Raw genomic sequence first — 19,679 nt, 5'->3', positions numbered from 1 at the left:
GGGGACTTTCTTGCCATTCGACACGCATCGATTTCCGGGGAAATGTTTCCCCTTTTCTCGACATTATTCCCGCAAATGATACGGCAGCGTCGCAATGACAACATCTTTTTTCATGATCAAGAAAAAGCGCAAGATGATGGCTGTTTGGTTATGCAAAAATGTATGCCACCATTTTTTCACGATAAATTGCGGCAAGAGCACCGTCACCGGCGCGCGGTCTGCTTCTTTTTCCGCTTTCGTGATGTATTCTAACAATGGCGACAAAATGGTTCGGTACGGTGAATAGATGACTTTCAACGGAATGTCCGGATAAAACTTCTCCCACTTTTGCCGCAGCTTTTGTTCGTCTTTTTCGTCGAAAGTAATCGACAGTGCCGTAATGTCGTCGGAAATGCTGCGAGCGTACTGAACGGATTGGGCGACCACTTTGCTGACGCCGGAAATGGGAATAATGACTTTTGGTTTCAACAGTTTCTCGCGCTGTTGCCACTCCCGTTCGTCAAGCCGCAATTGCTCGCCAAGTTTTTTGTAATGCTCGTGAATTCGGATGAACATCCAGACAAACAACGGAATCGCCACGATAACGATCCACGCTCCTTGCGTAAATTTAGCGACCATCGTGACGAGCGTGACGATCCCGGTGACCACCGCTCCCGTTCCGACGGTGAGCAGCACGCCGAACTTCCGTCCTTCTTCCCGTTTCCATAATTTTTTAATCAACCCGCTCTGACCGATGGTAAAGGAAAGAAAGACGCCAACCGCATAAAGCGGGATGAGCGAATGAGTTTTGGCATGAAACGCGATGATCAATACGATCGCCAGCACGCTCAACAACATGATGCCATTGGAAAACACGAGGCGATCGCCCCGGGCCGCCAAGCTTCTCGGCAAAAAACCGTCCTTCGCCATAATCGACGTCAGCTGCGGAAATCCGGCAAAACTCGTATTCGCCGCGAGCACTAAAATGACCATCGTGGCCAGCTGAAACAAGTAAAACACAAGACCATTCCCAAATACATGACGCCCGATTTGCGAAATGACCGTTTGATGCTCGGTCGGAGTAACGCCGAATCCCGCCGCCAACACGGTGATGCCTAAAAACATCACGCCAAGCAATGCGGACATCCATCCCATCGTAATGGCAGCGTTTTTTGAACTGTCCGGCCGGAACGCCGGCACGCCGTTGCTGATGGCTTCGACCCCGGTCATCGCCGAACATCCCGACGAAAAGGCGCGCAGCAAAATAAACAAACTGTAACCGGACGCAAACATGTGAGCTGAGGAAGCATGCTCATGCATCGTAAACCCATGCCATCCTTCATGCCACAACTGCCACCCGCCGACAGCGATCATCACGAGAACGAAGCCAATGAACACATACGTCGGGTAGGCGAAAACTGTTGCGGATTCGGTAATGCCACGCAAATTGAGCACCATCAAAAACAAGACAAGGGCGACAGCGAGCTCCACTTTCCACGGCAGCAACCCCGGAAACGCCGATGTCAGCGCGGCGACGCCGGAACTGATGCTGACAGCGACCGTCAAAATATAATCGATCATGAGCGCCGCCCCGGCCACTAAACTAATTTTCGTCCCCAAGTGGTCGCGGGCAACGACATACGCTCCGCCGCCAGATGGAAACGCATAAATGATTTGCCGATACGACAACGTTACTAACAACAGCAGTACTAAAATCGCCACCGCGATCGGCAGCGAATAGAAAAAGACGCTTGTCCCTAATAAAGCAAGCACAAGCAGAATTTCTTCCGTCGCGTAAGCCACCGATGACAGGGCATCGGAAGAAAAAACGGCCAATGCCTTCCATTTGGGTAATTTTTCATGCTTCAACCGTTTCGTTTCCATCGGTTTCCCAATCAACAAACGTTTTAACGAAGCCATGCTTCCGTTCCTCCCAAAAGCATAAGAGTTGACTCATCGATTCAAAAGAAAAAACCGCTGAGGACGCACTCAACGGCTACAAATGTTCTAAAGCCATACTCGTCCCTCCCCAAAGCGCTTGCGAGGTTAGCTGTCGGGTTCGGGCTTGGAGAGATGCCCGTCCTTTCGGATTCACCCCTAGCAACGAGCGTTGCAACGATTGGGTCCCCCGCTCCATGCCGGATTCAGCGCATCGAATCAAGTGATTGTTGCTTCCATATGTTACCCCTTTTCTTGTCCCTCCGCCAACCTTGAAAAAGGAGGAAAACAGCGAGTTTTTAGGCTTTTGGGCTTATTTTTTCTTTATTATTTCCCCTTCGCTCACGCTCCCGACATTTTTCTGTTTTTCACTCATCCAATCATCATTTTCCCTTTCGGATAGCGGAACGGATCGGGCTGACGGCGCAGCGTGACCGCGTACGCGATCGTCAACGGGCCGACGCGGCCGGCAAACATCGTCAAGGCAATGATCACCTTTCCGAGCGGAGACAACTCCGGAGTCAGTCCCATCGACAGCCCGACGGTTCCAAACGCCGACGTCGCTTCGAATAAAATCATGAGAAAGTCTTTTCCGCGCTCGGTGATCGTCAGCACCATCGTCACAAACATGACGATAAACAGCCCGCTCATTGTCACGGTCAGCGACTTGTACACCGTATCGTACACGATCCGTTTCCGAAATAAAATGACATCCTCTTTCCCGCGGATTTGCGACCAAACCGCGCCGAGCAACGTCGTAAAGGTCGTTGTTTTGATTCCTCCGCCCGTCGAACCCGGGGAAGCGCCGACAAACATGAGAAACACGATCAAAAACAGCGTCGGTTGCGTCAAATCCGGGATGTTAAGCGTATTCGAGCCCGCCGTTCTCGGAGTGACCGCTTGGTAAAACGCGGACAAAAACTTGCCTGAGAGCGACAGCGGCCCCATCGTCTTCGGATTGTTCCACTCCAGCAGCAATATCAGCGCCATGCTGGCCAACACCAGCCATGCCGTCGTGATCACCACCACCTTCGTATGAAGAGACAGCCGCCGTGTTTGCCGGTACTCATACACTTCATTCATGACAATAAATCCGATGCCGCCCAGTATAATTAAAATCGGCACGACAAGGCTCACGACCGGATCTTCCACATAGCCGGTCAAACTGCGAAACTCGCCCATCAAGTCAAAGCCGGCGTTGTTAAAGTTGGAAATCGCATGAAAGAACCCAAAGTACACGGCTTTCCAAAACGGCATATCGAACGAGAAACGAATCGCCAACAGCAATCCGCCGATGCCCTCAATGACGACGGTAAAAACGAGAATGCGTTTCACGAGCCGAACAATCCCTTCGATGCTCAGCTGATTGAGCGCCTCTTGCAGCAACAACCGCTCTTTCAAGGAAATCCGCTTGCCGAGCAAAAAGGCAAACAACGTAGCAAATGTCATAAATCCAAGCCCGCCCACTTGGATCAGCGCTAAAATGACCAGCTGGCCGAACAACGTGAACGTCGTCCCCGTATCAACCACAACAAGTCCGGTCACGCACGTAGCAGATGTCGCCGTAAACAAGGCGTCTAAAAACGGAAGTCCTTTTCCGTCAACGGTCGCCGTCGGCAGCATCAACAAGAAAGCTCCAACCAAAATAATCAAGGCAAAGCCGGACACTAATACTTTCGGCGGATCGAAAAATTTACGGTTCGTATTCAAAGCCCCATCCCTTCCCCCTCGCTCACATAATCGCCTCTTTATAGTTGTGGATGATGCATAGAAAAAATATACCAAAAACAAGCTTGTTCGGGTACTCTAAACCATTTTCATCATAACATTCTTTCTGCATAATAAAATGGATAAAGGGCATGGCCACCGACTTCAAGAATGTGGATGCATTGAAACCTTTTCCGTCTCCGTTCGTCTATATGAATGGCAAATGGCAGTCCGACTGGGACCACACAGGCATTGAAGCGCGGAAGGGGGCTTGCACCAGTCCCATAAAAACATTCCATTGACTTTTGGCAACAGACGTATTATGCTACTTGACATGGAGACGTTCCGATGTAAAATCATGTAAGAATAAAACGTTTGTTGCTGTGGGCAACGGCTGTTGATATAAACATAGAAGCATCGTTAAGAATACGAGGCAAAGGAGGAGAAGAGGACGTGAAGGCAATTTGGGAAAAATGGTTGAAAAAATGTCGTTCTCTCCCTAACCAATACATTGGCTTTTTTATTTTTGCCGTGCTCTTATTTTGGTTGAAGACGTACGCCGCCTATTTAGCGGAATTTAACCTTGGCATCAGCAACTCCATGCAGGAGTTTTTATTGTTCATCAACCCGATCAGCTCGGCGGTATTCTTCCTTGGGTTGGCGCTGTTGGCCAAGGAAACGCGTGTGTACAAATGGCTCATTATTATTAATTTCGTTTTATCGTTCATTCTATACGCCAATATCGTTTATTATCGTTTTTTCAGCGATTTTATTACATTCCCGACGTTGACGCAAACGAAAAACTTCGGCGATCTCGGCAGAAGCATTTGGGAGTTGCTCCGCTGGTATGACGTGTTCTATTTCTTGGATACGATCATTTTGGCGGTGATCGTTTTCTCGAAGCGATTCTCGCTCCCGGAAGTGCAGGCCGGCCGATTCAAAAAAGGCGCCATTTTCGCTTCGGCCATTCTGATGTTCAGCATCAACTTGGCGCTCGCTGAGACCGACCGCCCGCAGCTCTTGACAAGAACGTTCGACCGTAACTATATCGTCAAATATTTAGGCGTGTACAACTATTTGATTTACGATGCATTCCAAAGCATGAAATCATCGACGCAGCGGGCGTTCGCAAACAAAAGCGACATCACGACTGTGCTGAACTATGTGCAGGCGACGTATGCCAAACCGAACCCGAAATATTTCGGCGTGGCGAAAGGGAAAAACGTCATTTACATTCATTTAGAGTCGCTGCAAAACTTTGTGATTAACTATAAGTTGAACGGTGAAGAAGTCACCCCGTTCTTAAACTCGCTCACCCGCGATCCGAACACATTCTATTTCGATAACTTCTTCCATCAAACGGGTCAAGGGAAAACATCGGACGCAGAGTTTATGCTCGAAAACTCGCTCTATGGCCTGCCGCAAGGGGCTGTCTTCACGACGAAAGGGCAAAATACGTACCATGCGGCTCCTGCCATTTTGCGCCAATACGGTTACACAAGCGCGGTTTTCCACGGCAACTACAAATCGTTCTGGAACCGCGATGAAATTTACAAATCGTTCGGGTTCGATCATTTCTTTGACGCCAGCTACTATGATATGAACGACGAGGACGTCTTGAACTACGGGTTGAAAGACAAACCGTTCTTCCGGGAGTCGATCCCGCTGTTGGAAACGTTGAAAGAGCCGTTCTATGTGAAATTTATTACACTGTCGAACCACTTCCCGTACCCGATCAGCGAGGAAGATGCCACAATCCCGCCGGCAACGACGGGAGACGACTCGGTCGACCGTTACTTCCAAACGGCCCGCTACTTGGATGAGGCCGTCAAAGAGTTCTTTGATTACTTGAAAAAATCCGGTCTGTACGACCGCTCGGTCATCATTTTGTACGGCGACCATTACGGCATTTCGGAAAATCATAACAAAGCCATGGCGCAAATTTTAGGAAAAGAAATTACGCCGTATGAACATGCGCAATTGCAGCGGGTGCCGCTGTTCATCCACGTGCCGGGCATAAAAGGCGGCGTCATTCACGAGTTTGGCGGCCAAATCGATTTGTTGCCGACTTTGCTGCATTTGCTTGGCATCGACACGAAAAATTACGTCCACTTCGGAACGGACTTGTTGTCGCCGGACCATCAAGAAATCATCCCGTTCCGCAACGGTGACTTCGTAACGCCAACCGTGACAGCGGTCAACGGCAAGTACTATGATACGAAAACGGGCGAGCCGCTTGAAGAAACGCCGGAGATTCAACGTCTCGAACAAATCATCCGCACGAAGCTCGACCTGTCGGATAAGGTTGTTTACGGCGATTTGCTCCGGTTCTATACACCGAAAGGCTTCAAGCCGGTCGATCCGTCAAAATATGATTACAATAACCGTGAAGAGGGAAGCGATCAATGATCGCCTCCCTCTTTTTTCTAGCGCTGCAGCAGTTGCTCAATGGCCCGCTTCGCATTCACGTAACCCGCCCCATATACGTTCGGGTCGCGCCCTTTCCACAAATCGGCGCCGTCTTTTAACGCCTGCTTGATTTCATCCGGCGTTGCATTTGGTTTGGCCTGAAGCATCAACGCGACAATGCCGGCGCAAATCGGCGTCGCCATCGATGTACCGGACATCGATATATAATGGTCACCGACCCGGCTTTGCTTATTCATCTTGTCAAGAAATGAACGCGGGGCGCGAAGCGATATAATGTTGACCCCGGGAACGACGAGATCCGGTTTTGTCACCCCATACTCGGTCGGCCCTCGGCTCGAAAACGACGCCACCTCATCGTCGGCGCGCGTTGCCGCCGTATCATGATCGTCAAGAGCACCGACGGTAATGATGCGGTCGCTAATGCCCGGGCTTGAAATCGTCCCATAATTCGGCCCTTCATTCCCTGCCGCCGCACAGACGACAATGCCCTGCTCCCACGCCCGCTCCGCGACTTGCACGAGCGGATCATCATTTTCTATCGGAAACGGCTGCGGCTCCCCTCCAAGCGATAAGGAAATAATATCGATTCGTTTCGATGGATGTCTTTCATTGTAATCGATGCACCATTCAATGCCGCGCATGATCGTTTCCAGCGTCCCGCTTCCTGAACGGTCGAGCACCTTAACGCCGATAAGGTTTGCCTCGTACGCCGGTCCAGCATACAGCCCATCGGACATGCGCCCGTTCCCAGCGGCATCACCAGCGCAGTGCGTACCGTGTCCGTTGTCATCATATGGCGTCGTACGCCCATTGACGAAATCTACAAAGGCAGCAATCCTCCCCTCCAAGTCCGGGTGCGGGTAAATCCCCGTGTCGACAATAGCGATCGTCACTCCCTTTCCACTCAACTCCGTCCCGTTGACCGCCACGCGTTTCGCATTGGCCGACGGCACTGCGTTGTTTAATAACGCTTTCACCGTACGGTTAAAATACACTTTCTTCACTTTTGGATGTTCAAGCAGTTGCTCAAGCGCCGCCGGCGTCACCCGTGCGCTGTAGAAGGGAACATGGCGAAAATGGTGGCGTACTTTCATACGGAAATGATCGCGTTCCGCCTTGGCCACTGCCTCCATCCCTTCAGCATTTTCGACTTCAATCAAGACGGAAAGCGTCCGCCATTTCCTCAGCCATCGCTCCACCCAACGATGGAAAATGCACGGCATGCGTGTCATCGGCTTGTACATATTGACAAGCGCATGGCGGAGAGGACGGTCCAGCCGCCCCGCGTGCCGGCGGGCTAACTGCACTATTGAATAGCCAAACATGTCTTTTCCCCCTTCCTTTGTTTCTCGCTATACTCATATGACGGCTGGACAAAGGAGGAGGCGGCCTTTCCACTAGGACGAACGAACGAAAAAACGCTCGCCTAGCTGAAAACTAGGCAAGCGTTCCCGTCATTCCTCGACTTGCTCAAGCACAATCCGCTTCGCTCTTCCTAAATAATGCTCCACTTGGCGCAGCACGTTTTCCCTTTCGGCAAAAACGACGACTTGCGTCCCATCAACAATCACGCGCGTTAATGCTGTTTTTCGCTTTTTCTGCAGGCCAAATGCTCGCGCGATTCCGTTTACATGCCCTCGTGCGACCGTTCGCAGAAACTGGGTGTCATTCAGTTTTTCTGCATCCTCTTCCCGGTCAATAAACCCGTTCTCCGTGAGCACGGCTGGCATCGCGGTCTCCCGCAGCACATGAAAATTCGCTTTCTTTTTCCCACGATCGCGAAATCCCGTAGCTTTGACGACTTCTTCATGAATGGCATCACGAATGCGGGCTGTTGCCGAATCGTCATCGAGCCGATTATAAATATAATCTTCATACCCCGTGCCGCCGCCAGCATTCACGTGAATCGCGACGTATACATCCGCCCCCCATTGATTGGCACGGTCCGTCCGCTCATCAAGTGACACCGTTTCATCTTTTGTTCGGCTTAGCTGCACGGAAACTCCTTCATACTCATTTTGCAACAGACGATTGATTTCGAGAGCGATAAACAACGTAATGTCTTTTTCCAACAACCCGTTGCCGACCGCGCCGGCATCGTTCCCACCGTGACCTGGATCGAGAAAAATTTTAACCATCTTTCTTCTCCTTTCACATCCTTCGTCGTTTCGGAATATGGCACTGTTAGCATAAGCGTGGCACTCCAAAATGCCATAGATACTTCCCCAAGGCCAACAAATAAGGCGCAGTCAAAAAAACGACTGCACCTGACATTCCCGCTGATCGACTTGTTCGATATGATGAAAGCCCCCCACACAGCCATACAAGAAAACATAGACCGCTAGGCATTATACAAACTGTCCACTCTGTTGGCTTCGACTGAACTTGTAAACAGCCAGAAGGAAAAAGGTCAGCGCAAAGGCGAGAAGAATCAACAGATGCCAATACAAACTTCCGAAAGAGCGCCCCTCCTGCAGCTTTACCAAACAATCGAGCGCCCACCGCTGCGGTATAAAATACGCCGCTTTTTGCAAAAATTTCGGCATCAGCTCGACCGGCCAAAAACAGCCGGCCAGCATACATGTCGGCACGGTAATCAATGGCTGCAGCGCCCCGGCGGAAGCAGAGCTGTTCGCAAACATCACGGTAATCAAAGACAAGCCGATCGCGGATAAAGAGAAAAGCAGGAGCACCAGGGCCATTTGCCACATCGGAATATGAGGATCAATATGAAAGATGTTCTTCATGGCCGCGATTGTCACGATGATTTGTGCCGCCATCATCAACAAATTCACCACGATATTCGATAACACATACGTTCTCGCCTGAATCGGCGTCGTCAATAAGCGGGAATAGGTGCGCTCTTCTTTTTCTTTGATGATGATCTCCGTCAAATTTCCCGCTGACATCAACATAATCATGACCAAATAACCGATCGTTTGATACGTGACCCCTTTTTGTTTGGCTGTGTCGGACAGCGAGTGAACGGACAGGCGGAACGGCGCTTGTTGATACCGTTCATACATCTTCCAAAAGAGATCGCGATCCCCATTGGCCAATCGCCCCAATGTCGCCAAATGATCGATGTATTCATGCAAGTACGACTTGATGAACATCGTGATTTCCGCTCCCTTGAGCGAGACAAGTTCGATCGGCCGGGGCTGGCCGTGCTGAACGCTTTCGGAAAACCCTTGGGGGAAAATCAGCACGCCATCCACCTTTTGCGAGGTGATTTGGTCGTCCACCGCTGATAACTTCACGCTTTTCACGGAGAGATGATCAAGGCTTTTCAGAAAACGGATCGTATCATCGGAAATCCGCCCATGATCCTCATTGACCACCCCGATGCGCACATCCTTGGCCGGGGAGCTTCCGTAAGCAAACAAGGACAACAGAATCGCGGCCAAAGGGGTGCCGAAATAGAGCAAAAAATTGATTTTCCGACGAAACGTTCGCTTTAACGTATATCTCACCAACCAGATGACGTCATTCACCTTATAATCCCTCCCGTCTCGCCATCGACACGACAGCGATCATCAAAAACAACGCCGCTATACCGATATTCAGCAGCATAGTAGGAACGACGCTTGACAAATCGTTCGCATACACGATTTTGAAAATCGTGTCATTCATCCAAGAAAGCGGAGACAAATGGGCATACCATGCTGTTTCATCGATCGGAAAATAAGCGCCGCCGAAAAAGGAAGACAGCTGAATGATCACCATCGCAATCGTTCGCGCCGCTCCTTCCGTCCTTGCCATATAGCTCATCCCTAGACCAAAGCTGATGGCCAATACCACCTCGGTCAACATAAGCAACCATACGAGGCTTACGTGATGCCCCCAATCGGCATGAAACACCCATTGGCTGAACAACATGACGACCGCAACACAAAGAAAATTCGCCGCCACGTTCCCGGTCAGCTTTCCAATAAAAATCTCGCTTTTGCGAACAGGAGCAGCCAAAAGGCGATCAGCCGTCTTCCGCGTCCGCTCCCCCCGCAGCAACGAACTGCCCGGCAATGCGCTGTATAAAGCAATCATCGTTGTCATCGCCACCGCATAATAATCCATGGCTCCCGGTTTGCGCTTGGAATGCAGCGACCGTTCTTGAATATACTCATCATGCACACTTTTATTTGATGGAACAAAACCGGGCTTCACCTCTGAAACGGCCATCGCCAGCTCGTATCGGCCGACAAACGCGGCCATCACCCCCTCAACAAGACTTCCTTTGATCTTGTTGCGTTCATTGGTGTACAACTCCACTCCACGCGGGCCGATCTCGATGTATCCATCCGCTTTTCCTTCCTGCACCGCTTTCGTTCCTTTTATCCGGTCGGATGCCTTTTGAAAATCGATGTGGGCTTTCTTCCCTGCTTGGATCATCGTTTGAATATACGGCGACAACGGCCCTGCTTTTTGATCGTTGTACAAGACGTGTACATCACCGACGGAAATCGTCCAGTGAAACGTGTTGGAAAGGGCTGTTCCTAAGATGAACATCAGTACGATCGGAAACAGCAGCATAAAAAATAGCGTCCGGACATCACGAAAATCGCTTTTGATTTCCTTGGCTGCAATGCGAAAAATATTCAAAAGAAGCACCTCCCTCGCATGATGGCACTCCAAACAGCTAATCCCGCAAATTTCTCCCCGTCAGCGCCAGAAAGACCGTTTCCAAGTTCGGTGATTTGTCTTCAAGCGAACGGATTTCGACACCGTCATTGATCAGGCATTGCACAATTTCGTTTAAATTATTGACACTGATATCCGAACTGATTTTGATCATATTTTCTTCACATTGCACCGCCTTGACCCCGGGAATGTCTTGAAGATGCTGCTTGTTGAGCCGATCCATCCCCCTGATTTCCAGCCAAATATCTTTTGTATCGGTGATAATCGCTTCCAGCTGCTCCTTTGTCCCCTCTGCGATGATCTTTCCATGATCAATGATGGCGATCCGTGTGCAAATCTCCTCCACTTCCTCCATATAGTGGCTTGTATAAATGATCGTGCATCCCATCTCATTGAGCTTTTTCACCGAAGCCAAAATATAATTTCGCGACTGCGGATCGATGCCGACTGTTGGTTCGTCCATAATGATGAGCTTCGGCCGATGGGCAAGAGCGCAGGCGATATTGAGCCTCCGTTTCATTCCCCCTGAGAAATGTTTCGGATAACTTTTGCGCTTATCGCTTAAACCGACAAACTCGAGCGCCTCTTCAACCCGCTGGCGCAACTCCGCGCCGCGCAGTCCATACAACCCGGCAAAAAATTCAACATTCTCATACGCCGTCAAATTTTCATAGATGGCGATTTCTTGAGGCACGATGCCGATCTGTCGTTTGGCAAACTGGCGATGCTTGGCGATGTCCTTGCCGAGAATCTTGATTTCTCCTGCATTCGGGCGCAGCAACCCAGCAATCATATTGATAGTTGTGCTTTTTCCCGCGCCATTGGCTCCGAGGAAGCCAAAAATTTCTCCTTCGGCAACCGTAAGAGACATATGATCGACAGCGATGAAGTCACCAAATTTTTTGGTCACTTGTTTGATCTCTAAAATGTTCATCGTTCCACCTTCTTTCCATGCTTGGTGTTATTGATTATAGAAAAAAAGATGAACTCCTGTAAGTGCAGGAATTCATCTCGTTGACATGAGAAAATTCACGATTTACTCATGAATCGGAAGCAACGTCGTGACAGAGAAACCGTTCGTTCCATCGACAATGACCGTGCCATGAACAGAGGCCGCCCGTTCCTCCATGCCGATGATCCCGAGTCCTTTCTTGATCTTGGCCGCACCTTTCCCGTTATCTTTCACTTCCACCTTGATGACTCGATTCAACACGTGAATTTCAACGGCAATGGCCGTGGCCTCAGCGTATTTGCTCGCATTCGTCAACGCTTCGGCAATGTTCTCATAAATCACTTTCCATTGGATTGGTGTAATCACATCCAAATCCCCTTTGCATACGAGCGGAACCGGGAGATGATGTTGGGCGGAAAATTCCTCAATGAATAATTTCACCCGATTCAGCCCGATTTGCTCGAGCGGTGGCTTGATCTGTTTTAATGTCATCCGGATTTGTTCCATGCCTTCTTTGGAAATATGGATGGCGTTTTCCAACAGTTGTTTCGCCTTGTCGCGGTCCCCATCCATCAACCGTTTGGCCGCCTCCATCTGAATGAGCGCTCCAGCGAGCGAGTGGCCGATTTGGTCATGGATGCGCTGCGACAGACGGTTCCGTTCTTCCAACTGCAACGTATATTCCGACTGCTTGATGTATTGATGATATTCGCTGATCCTTCTTGTCAGCCGATGCAAATCGTTGCGCATTTGATCCAAACGATCTTCTTGTTGTTCCATCCGCTCGATGTGCCGCTTGACTGCCGTCACGCTGACAAAACTGAACAATGCCACAAAGCCGTATAATTTCCCCGCCGATGGATCAAGCCAAATCATCGGCGTCAACAACACCGCCCCGATCCCCCAAACTCGGTGGATATACACGGAGGCCAGCTCATACCCATTGAGAGGCAGCAACAACGCCCATAACGGCTCCACAAAGGCGGCGGCTAGAACGAGAAGAGCAACGGAACCAAACGCCGCTCCCCTTTTCCAACTCATATGGCGAACGATCAGGGCAAACAGCTGAAGACAAAAATAGATCAGAGAGACTAGAACAAAGCCCGCTCCCGTTCTCTGTTTCGATGAAATGTAATCGAATGCCGCATAGCCCCATACAATCAGCTTGTAAATGATCAGCAGCGATTCCATAACATCCCCTCAGCCGACTTTTCCCGTCAGATAATAAACGGCAATTTGCGTTCGATGTTGCAGTCCGGTTTTGTCCAAAATCGATGTGATGTAATTGGCCACCGTTCCCTCGGAGAGAAATAGCTGTTTGGCAATCTCTTTATTCGAAAGCCCCTTCGCAATGAGCGCCATAATGTCCAACTCTCGTTCCGTAAACAGGCTTTTATCGATTTTCGGGGCTGCTTCTGTTTCTTCTTTTAAGTTGGACTTAATTTTGTCCATCACAATCTCCTGCATCACCACTTGGCCGTGATAAACCGCTTTGATCGCTTCGCGGATTCGTTCCGGATCGGTATTTTTCAAAAAATATCCTTTTGCACCGTATTGAATGGCGTCTAGAATGTATTCATCATCATCAAACGTCGTCAAGATGAGCGGCTTTGTCTTCGTCTGCTCGCATAGAAGCTTTGTCGCTTCCACTCCATTCATGTTCGGCATGCGCACATCCAATAACGCGACATCAACTTCATGATGTCGACAATATTCCACTGCCTCTTTCCCATCGCCTACAGTCGCGGCGACATCAAACTCGTCATACGTGCTTAAGATGATCCGCAGCCCTTCGCGGACAAAGGGATTGTCATCGGCGATGAGCACTTTTATGCGCGGAACATGGGACGAAGAGTGATGTTCCATCTTTACCCACCCCTTTTCATCATGACGCCTGTCCACTACCTCGCGTGCATGATTTTCATGGTTTACTTTCATCTTTCCAAAACCGGAGGAACTATTCTTTCAACGTGGACCATTCGTGCACACAAACATATGCCTTCAAGGCGGCCTTCTGTCCAGCGAGTGAGAAAATGATTGTACACAAATCGGCAACATCCTATGATGCTCCGGATATACGGTTCCTGTTCTTTTGTCGGATAGAGACGGACGGAACAGGCTTGGCGCATTCCAATCGTCAAGAAAATTATACCATATTGCGCTTCCTCCCACTCCTTTAAGGGGGAGAGGAGCACAAGATTTCTGTAATGAATAAGGGCGATTTTTTCCGTTGCCACAGAGGAAATGAACCAAAGCAAGAGCAGGCCGAACCGAGTCGACGCTGGGATGCGTCCGGTGTTGCCAAGAGTAGCTGTCGGATCAAGACATGGGAACAGAGCCAAGCTCGATCGAATAGGCAAAACGGAAGGCAGGTCGAGGTGCCCATTCACCAACGGAGCGATCATCCTGTACCGAAACAGTGCGATGTCGTGTCTCATCGACTTATCCATCTGGATCTCCTCCTCGTCTTTCCCACCATCCATATACATTTGAATGTCAATGACAAAGTCGTGAAACTTGATCAAATTTCCTCCCCATCTTTGAAACAAATGGAAATTTCCGCCCGAAACGGCTCCTCACCACAACATGTACTTGACAAGCAATACAGCTTCCTGCACAAAGATTTGAAAAAATCACTGATTTGTTGATTTTCCCTTACAAGCGTAAATGGGGTATGTTCAGAAAAAATCATGTACAACTTTTGGTGAAGAGCCTCCGAAACAATTCACAAAAAATTTAGCACACTCTTCAGAAAAGAGGGAAAAGGCTTTCTGAAAGAATGTACAAGAAACGGTGTTTTGTTTTCGCAGAAAAATTCCATGGGCAGCGCACTTTGCCCTCCACCCGGGGATGAAAATCACACGTCAGTCCTGCATTTTCACAAAAAACATATTTTTACATAAAATACTAATATTAACTCAAAAAATATCCCTGCTTACTATGCCGTTATGCCTCTTAAAACCCCTTCACAAAAACATTTCGGTTGAAAAAAACAAAAAATTCTTTTATTCTAAATTTTATACAACCAAATAATCAGTTCACGCAACAGGTGGTTCACACATGTGGTGAACCTTAAAAGGGAAGTTTGGTGAAAATCCAACACGGTCGCGCCACTGTGATGCAGAGCTGTTTATCACAATCCACTGTTTCATTTGAAATGGGAAGGAGATAAACAGCGATGAAGCTAAGTCAGGAGACCTGCCTGTTGTATGCACTTTCGACCTACGCGTCATAGGGAGGAGTGAGGACATATGATATTGAGGCACTTCACGTATCTCAATACAAGCTAGTTATACCCTCCTTCCGTTGGAAGAGGGTTTTTTGCTTGATTGGGATCAAATAACTGGAGGTGCTTCCACATGTTCATCCGCAGTTCAAATGTAGGGTATCCACGCATTGGGGAGAAAAGAGAATGGAAAAAGACGTTAGAATCGTTTTGGAATGGGCAGATCACCAAAGAACAATGCACCAAAATGATGGAAGCGATTCGACTTGATTCGATTCGTAAACAGATGGAGAAAGGAATCGATCTCATTCCAATTGGAGATTTTTCTTTATACGATCACGTATTAGATACAGCATTCATGTTTGGATATATTCCAGAGCAATTTCAACAAATAGACGATACACTTGAGCAATATTTTGCGATGGCACGCGGGACAAATGGGCAACATGCGCTTGAAATGACGAAATGGTTTAATACAAATTACCATTACATCGTGCCTGAAATTGGACAAACAAAGCCAAGATTAGTGGAGAATCGCCTATTGAAAGAATACAACCTTGTAAAAGAAACATTCGATTTAGAAACAAAACCTGTGTTGCTTGGACCGATTACGTTTCTTTTGCTTTCTAAGCAATACGATCGACACGAGTGGCGCAAACATCTCGCACGATTAGTTCCTGTTTATGTAGAATTATTCAAACAACTAAGCGAAGCGGGCGTGTCATTCGTCCAAATCGATGAACCGATTCTCGTCCAAGATATAGACGATGACATCGTCGATGCATTTCGTGATGTATATGAAGTTTTTCATCGCGGTGTACCAAATATAAACCTTATTTTACAAACATATTTTGATAGCGTGTCGCATTATCGTGAAATCGTTGCTTTACCTGTCGCAGGCATTGGGCTTGACTTTGTACATGATAATGGCGAAAACATGAAAAACATAAACACCTATGGATTTCCGAAAGATAAAATATTAGTTGCTGGGATTGTAGATGGCCGCAATGTATGGAAAAGTTCGCTTGCCCAAAAAGCGACGCTCCTTCACCATCTAGCAAACGTTGCTGAACAACTGATCATTCAACCGTCTTGCAGCTTACTGCACGTCCCTGTCACGACAAAACACGAACATTCACTGCCGCCGGAGCTCGCTGGGGCTTTATCATTTGCCGATGAAAAATTAGATGAAATACGTATGCTGACAGAATATATGAAAGGAAACACAACAATCGACAAGCTAATCCAATACGACGAACAAACAAACAGTAATTTAGCCAAGTTCCGCAAACAACAAGAACAAATAAACGAGATCACAGCCGTTCCGGTAAGCCGAACACCTTACAGCAAACGACGAAAGATACAACAATCACATTTGCAACTCCCGCTGTTGCCGACAACGACAATCGGCAGCTTCCCGCAGACGAGCGACGTGCGTCAAGCTCGGATGAAGTGGAAAAAAGGGGAATGGAACGATCATCAATATAAGTCCTTTATAAAGAAAGAAATCGCAAAATGGATCGACATTCAAGAGCAACTGCAGCTCGACGTGCTTGTCCATGGGGAATTTGAGCGCACAGATATGGTAGAATTTTTCGGTGAAAAGCTGCAAGGCATGGCATGCACGACAAACGGCTGGGTACAATCGTATGGATCACGTTGTGTTCGCCCGCCCATTATTTTTAGCCATGTGTCCTACCAACAACCGATGACCGTAGAAGAAACGGTATATGCCCAGTCGCTGACCCATAAACCTGTCAAAGGCATGCTGACAGGCCCTGTAACCATGTTAAACTGGTCGTTCGTTCGCGACGACATTCCACGAAAACATGTGCTGACACAGCTCGCCTTGGCCATTCGTGAAGAAGTGTTGCGCTTGGAAGCGAAAGGCATACGCATCATTCAAGTCGATGAACCAGCATTGCGGGAAGGATTGCCATTGAAAAAGGAAAAACACGCATCCTATTGGGAAGATGCCGTTATGGCGTTTCGTCTTGCTACCTCATCAGTGAAAGAGGAAACGCAAATTCATACCCATATGTGCTATTCACAGTTTGAACAGATGATGCATGTCATCGATAAACTTGATGCCGACGTCATTTCCATTGAATCATCGCGAAGCCATGGTGAGCTTATTGCTGCATTTGAAACATATGAGTACAAAAAAGAAATCGGCTTAGGGGTTTATGACATTCACAGCCCACGCATTCCGACAAAAAAAGAAATAAGCGAACAAATCGAGCGAGCGCTTCGCGTCCTTCGTCCAGAACAATTTTGGGTCAATCCCGATTGCGGATTAAAAACGCGAAAAGAAAAGGAAGCAATTGCCGCACTCAAAGCGATGGTGGAAGCCGCGCGCGAATACCGGGAGCGACTTTTGGCTTGCGGAGGGAAACCGTCATGGAAGTAAACGTCGAGCAATCAAAAACGATTCAAATGCGGCTCGTTTTGCCTTCTGATACGAACCATCTTGGCACGATTTTTGGCGGCACCGTTTTAGCGTATATTGATGAAATTGCAGCAATATCCGCCATGCGCCATGCACGAAAAGCGGTCGTCACCGTTTCGATCGACAAAGTTGATTTCATTTCGTCCGCGAAAGTAGGCGATATTTTAAAACTTGAAGCATTCGTCTACTCGACTGGACGCACATCCATGAAGGTATTCGTCAAAGTCGAAACAGAAGATTTATTTACAGGCGAACATCACTTGACCACTACATGCTTTTTGACGATGGTCGCCATCGATCAAAACAAAAAACCGACGCCTGTTCCAAAAGTCATCATTAGCGAACAGGAGGAACAAATCGTACAACTGTATCAGCAAAACAATAAGGTATAAATATTTATACCCCAGACTGTTGAAAAACGATTTTGTCAAGGACAAAATCGTTTTTCTTTTTGGCTCTTCACCACAACATGTACTTGACAAGCAATACGGTTTCCTGCACAAAGATGTGCAAAAATCACTGATTTGTTGATTTTCCCTCACAAGCGTAAATAGGGTATGTTCAGAAAAAATCAAGTACAACTTTTGGTGAAGAGCCTTTATGGTAAAATAGAAAATAGAAGTCCATAACCAAAGGGAGGAATGGCCATGTCCCGCGCACAACAATGGGTGCAATATTTCCTTTCGCACCGCCGTGTCACGCTGGAACTGATCCACAAAATCGACGAAGCGCATTATGATTACAAACCGACGCCGACCTCGATGACAGCGAAGCAGCTGGCGACGCATATGCTGTTCAGCTTCTACAATTTCGCTAATACGGCAAAACACGGCGATCCATCGCTGTTCCGGCAAAAAATCGAGGAGCCGGAGACGAATTTGGCCAAGCTGGCGGAAACATATACGGAAAAAACGAGGCAGCTCATCGAATCGATGAGCGATGACGACTTCGACCGGACGCTCGATTTAACATCGATTTTCGGCATTCAAATTCCAGCCAAGCAGTTGTTGCAAATGGCAATGGATCACGAAATTCATCATAAAGGCCAGCTGTTCGTCTACGTCCGCGGCATGGGGCATACGGACTTACCGCTTTTTGTCAAACGCGGTTAAAACTAACGAAGGGGGATCCCAGACAGAAACGGGACACCCCTTTCTTATTTTTGTCTGCCAAACCTGAAAAAGAAATTCATTGCAAGGTATTTCACCCTGCTCCCTATACCCCCTTGATCAACTGCTCGATGATCGCTTGATTTTTCTCTTGAAACCGCTCGTTATGAGAGGAGACCATGGCAAATCGTTCCGCTGATGGATCAATGAACCGCTTGGCACTGTTGACTGCATTGGCGGCGTCTTGGAAAGCTCCGGCGATCAGATGAAGTTTGCCGTCATACTTTAAAATGTCGCCCGCCGCATACAGCCCCGGCACCGAAGTCTCGCTGTTCGCATTGCCCGCGATATAGTAGTCATCCACCATTTCGATATGCAAAGGGCTGTTTTTCAGAAGCGAAGTGTCAATTTCATAACCATGGCTGACGATCACCTCATCCACGGGCAGATGGACGACCTCACCGGTCGCATGGTTGGTCAGCTCGACCTGCTCAATGGCATGATGGCGGGCATCAGCAATCAGTTTCGTAATCGATGTATGAAAATAACAAACCGCCCCGCTGTGAAGCAGCTGTGAAACTTGCGCTTCATGGCCTTTGAACTCTTCGTTTCGGTAGGTGACATAAACGGTTTTGGCGATCGGCACGAGCTCGTTTGCCCAATCGACCGCCGAATTGCCGCCGCCGGAAATGATCACGGTTTTCCCTTTAAATCGCTGGAGCGATTTGACGGTATAATGCAAATTCGTCACCTCAAATGTTTCCGCCCCTTCGATGTCCAGCTTTTTCGGTTTGATGATGCCGCTTCCGACTGCTACAATGACCGTTTTGGACCAATGTTGCGCTCCTGAAGCGGTTTGCAGCAAAAATGTGCCGTCCGGTTGGCGTAGGATGGCCGTGACTTTTTCATTCAAAACGATTGTTGGGTCAAATAACAGCGCCTGCTTGATCAATTGGTTCATCAATTGTTCTCCTGTAATGGGCGCATGCCCTCCGACATCCCAAATAAACTTTTCCGGGTAGACATGCAACTTGCCGCCCAACTGCGGCTGGTACTCGATCAACTTCGTCTTCATTTGACGCAGCCCGCTGTAAAACGATGCATACAATCCCGCTGGTCCGCCGCCGATAATGGTGACATCGTACAAATCGGCCATCACTGTTCCCTCCGCATCTGATTTAAAAACGATTTTCATTATCATTAAATGTACCATACTTCCTAATCGGATGACAACTTCATCATCAAAGAGGG

Annotated in this window: 15 protein-coding genes, 1 pseudogene and 2 riboswitches; of the genes and pseudogenes, 4 read left to right on the top strand and 12 right to left on the bottom strand. The window is 48.3% G+C overall.

Translation table 11 applies throughout. The annotated features are described in order from the left end of the window. Positions 1-63 precede the first annotated feature (63 nt). The gene (locus I656_RS09465; protein ID WP_020754720.1) at positions 64-1,899 is read right to left on the bottom strand and encodes an APC family permease; all 1,836 of its coding nucleotides are present in this window, start codon (positions 1,897-1,899) and stop codon (positions 64-66) included. 100 nt (positions 1,900-1,999) lie between these two features. Continuing rightward, a riboswitch (cyclic di-AMP (ydaO/yuaA leader) is annotated at positions 2,000-2,139 on the bottom strand. Between the two features lie 150 nt (positions 2,140-2,289). After that, entirely contained in the window at positions 2,290-3,627 is a 1,338-nt protein-coding gene (locus I656_RS09470; RefSeq protein WP_014194669.1) for a TrkH family potassium uptake protein, read from the bottom strand. Between the two features lie 450 nt (positions 3,628-4,077). On the opposite strand from I656_RS09470, the gene I656_RS09475 reads away from it, so the two are divergent. After that, complete coding sequence (locus tag I656_RS09475; protein ID WP_014194666.1) at positions 4,078-6,033, top strand: LTA synthase family protein; 1,956 nt, start codon at positions 4,078-4,080, stop codon at positions 6,031-6,033. Between the two features lie 17 nt (positions 6,034-6,050). Here I656_RS09475 and I656_RS09480 read toward each other — a convergent pair whose 3' ends face one another. The 9 genes and pseudogenes from I656_RS09480 to I656_RS19100 form a co-directional block, all read right to left on the bottom strand. Next, positions 6,051-7,379: a S8 family serine peptidase gene (locus tag I656_RS09480; protein WP_020754717.1), complete on the bottom strand. Its 1,329-nt coding sequence runs from the start codon at positions 7,377-7,379 to the stop codon at positions 6,051-6,053. A gap of 129 nt (positions 7,380-7,508) precedes the next feature. Beyond that, positions 7,509-8,192 (bottom strand): N-acetylmuramoyl-L-alanine amidase, encoded by a 684-nt coding sequence (locus I656_RS09485; protein WP_033005333.1) that lies wholly within the window; start codon positions 8,190-8,192, stop codon positions 7,509-7,511. A gap of 210 nt (positions 8,193-8,402) precedes the next feature. After that, positions 8,403-9,548 (bottom strand): ABC transporter permease, encoded by a 1,146-nt coding sequence (locus tag I656_RS09490; protein WP_020754715.1) that lies wholly within the window; start codon positions 9,546-9,548, stop codon positions 8,403-8,405. A gap of 1 nt (position 9,549) precedes the next feature. Continuing rightward, a complete protein-coding gene (locus tag I656_RS09495) occupies positions 9,550-10,662 on the bottom strand; it encodes an ABC transporter permease (protein WP_304412324.1) in 1,113 nt (370 codons plus the stop codon). A 28-nt stretch (positions 10,663-10,690) separates the two neighbouring features. Continuing rightward, a complete protein-coding gene (locus tag I656_RS09500; RefSeq protein ID WP_020754713.1) occupies positions 10,691-11,626 on the bottom strand; it encodes an ABC transporter ATP-binding protein in 936 nt (311 codons plus the stop codon). A gap of 102 nt (positions 11,627-11,728) precedes the next feature. Continuing rightward, positions 11,729-12,835, bottom strand: a complete 1,107-nt coding sequence (locus I656_RS09505; RefSeq protein ID WP_014194660.1) for a sensor histidine kinase — start codon at positions 12,833-12,835, stop codon at positions 11,729-11,731. A 9-nt stretch (positions 12,836-12,844) separates the two neighbouring features. Beyond that, complete coding sequence (locus I656_RS09510) at positions 12,845-13,510, bottom strand: response regulator transcription factor (RefSeq protein WP_011229715.1); 666 nt, start codon at positions 13,508-13,510, stop codon at positions 12,845-12,847. Between the two features lie 68 nt (positions 13,511-13,578). Next, positions 13,579-14,034, bottom strand: coding sequence for a helix-turn-helix domain-containing protein (locus tag I656_RS19875; protein WP_369770202.1), 456 nt, complete (start codon positions 14,032-14,034; stop codon positions 13,579-13,581). Continuing rightward, positions 14,017-14,094, bottom strand: a pseudogene (locus I656_RS19100) (transposase); the annotation flags it as partial. The gene I656_RS19875 and the pseudogene I656_RS19100, both read right to left, overlap by 18 nt. 580 nt (positions 14,095-14,674) lie before the next feature. Then, positions 14,675-14,865, top strand: a riboswitch (cobalamin riboswitch). 138 nt (positions 14,866-15,003) lie between these two features. Between I656_RS19100 and metE the strand changes: the two are divergent. The 3 genes from metE to I656_RS09530 all read left to right on the top strand — a co-directional run bounded on the left by metE (position 15,004) and on the right by I656_RS09530 (position 18,431). Then, positions 15,004-17,280 carry a 5-methyltetrahydropteroyltriglutamate--homocysteine S-methyltransferase gene (gene metE, locus I656_RS09520; RefSeq protein WP_014194657.1) on the top strand — a complete coding sequence of 759 codons (2,277 nt, stop codon included), beginning with the start codon at positions 15,004-15,006 and terminating at the stop codon, positions 17,278-17,280. Further along, positions 17,271-17,711, top strand: a complete 441-nt coding sequence (locus I656_RS09525; protein ID WP_014194656.1) for an acyl-CoA thioesterase — start codon at positions 17,271-17,273, stop codon at positions 17,709-17,711. The genes metE and I656_RS09525 overlap by 10 nt, the downstream gene beginning before the upstream one ends. Before the next feature lie 255 nt (positions 17,712-17,966). After that, positions 17,967-18,431, top strand: coding sequence for a DinB family protein (locus I656_RS09530; protein WP_014194655.1), 465 nt, complete (start codon positions 17,967-17,969; stop codon positions 18,429-18,431). A 103-nt stretch (positions 18,432-18,534) separates the two neighbouring features. On the opposite strand, the gene I656_RS09535 is transcribed toward I656_RS09530, so the two are convergent. Beyond that, positions 18,535-19,584, bottom strand: a complete 1,050-nt coding sequence (locus I656_RS09535; RefSeq protein ID WP_020754705.1) for an NAD(P)/FAD-dependent oxidoreductase — start codon at positions 19,582-19,584, stop codon at positions 18,535-18,537. Positions 19,585-19,679: the final 95 nt, after the last annotated feature.

The sequence above is a fragment of the Geobacillus sp. WSUCF1 genome, assembly GCF_000422025.1.
GTDB classification, from domain to species: domain Bacteria; phylum Bacillota; class Bacilli; order Bacillales; family Anoxybacillaceae; genus Geobacillus; species Geobacillus zalihae.
Note: the sequence above shows the minus strand (reverse complement) of the source record. Positions and strands in the feature narration are given on the sequence as shown.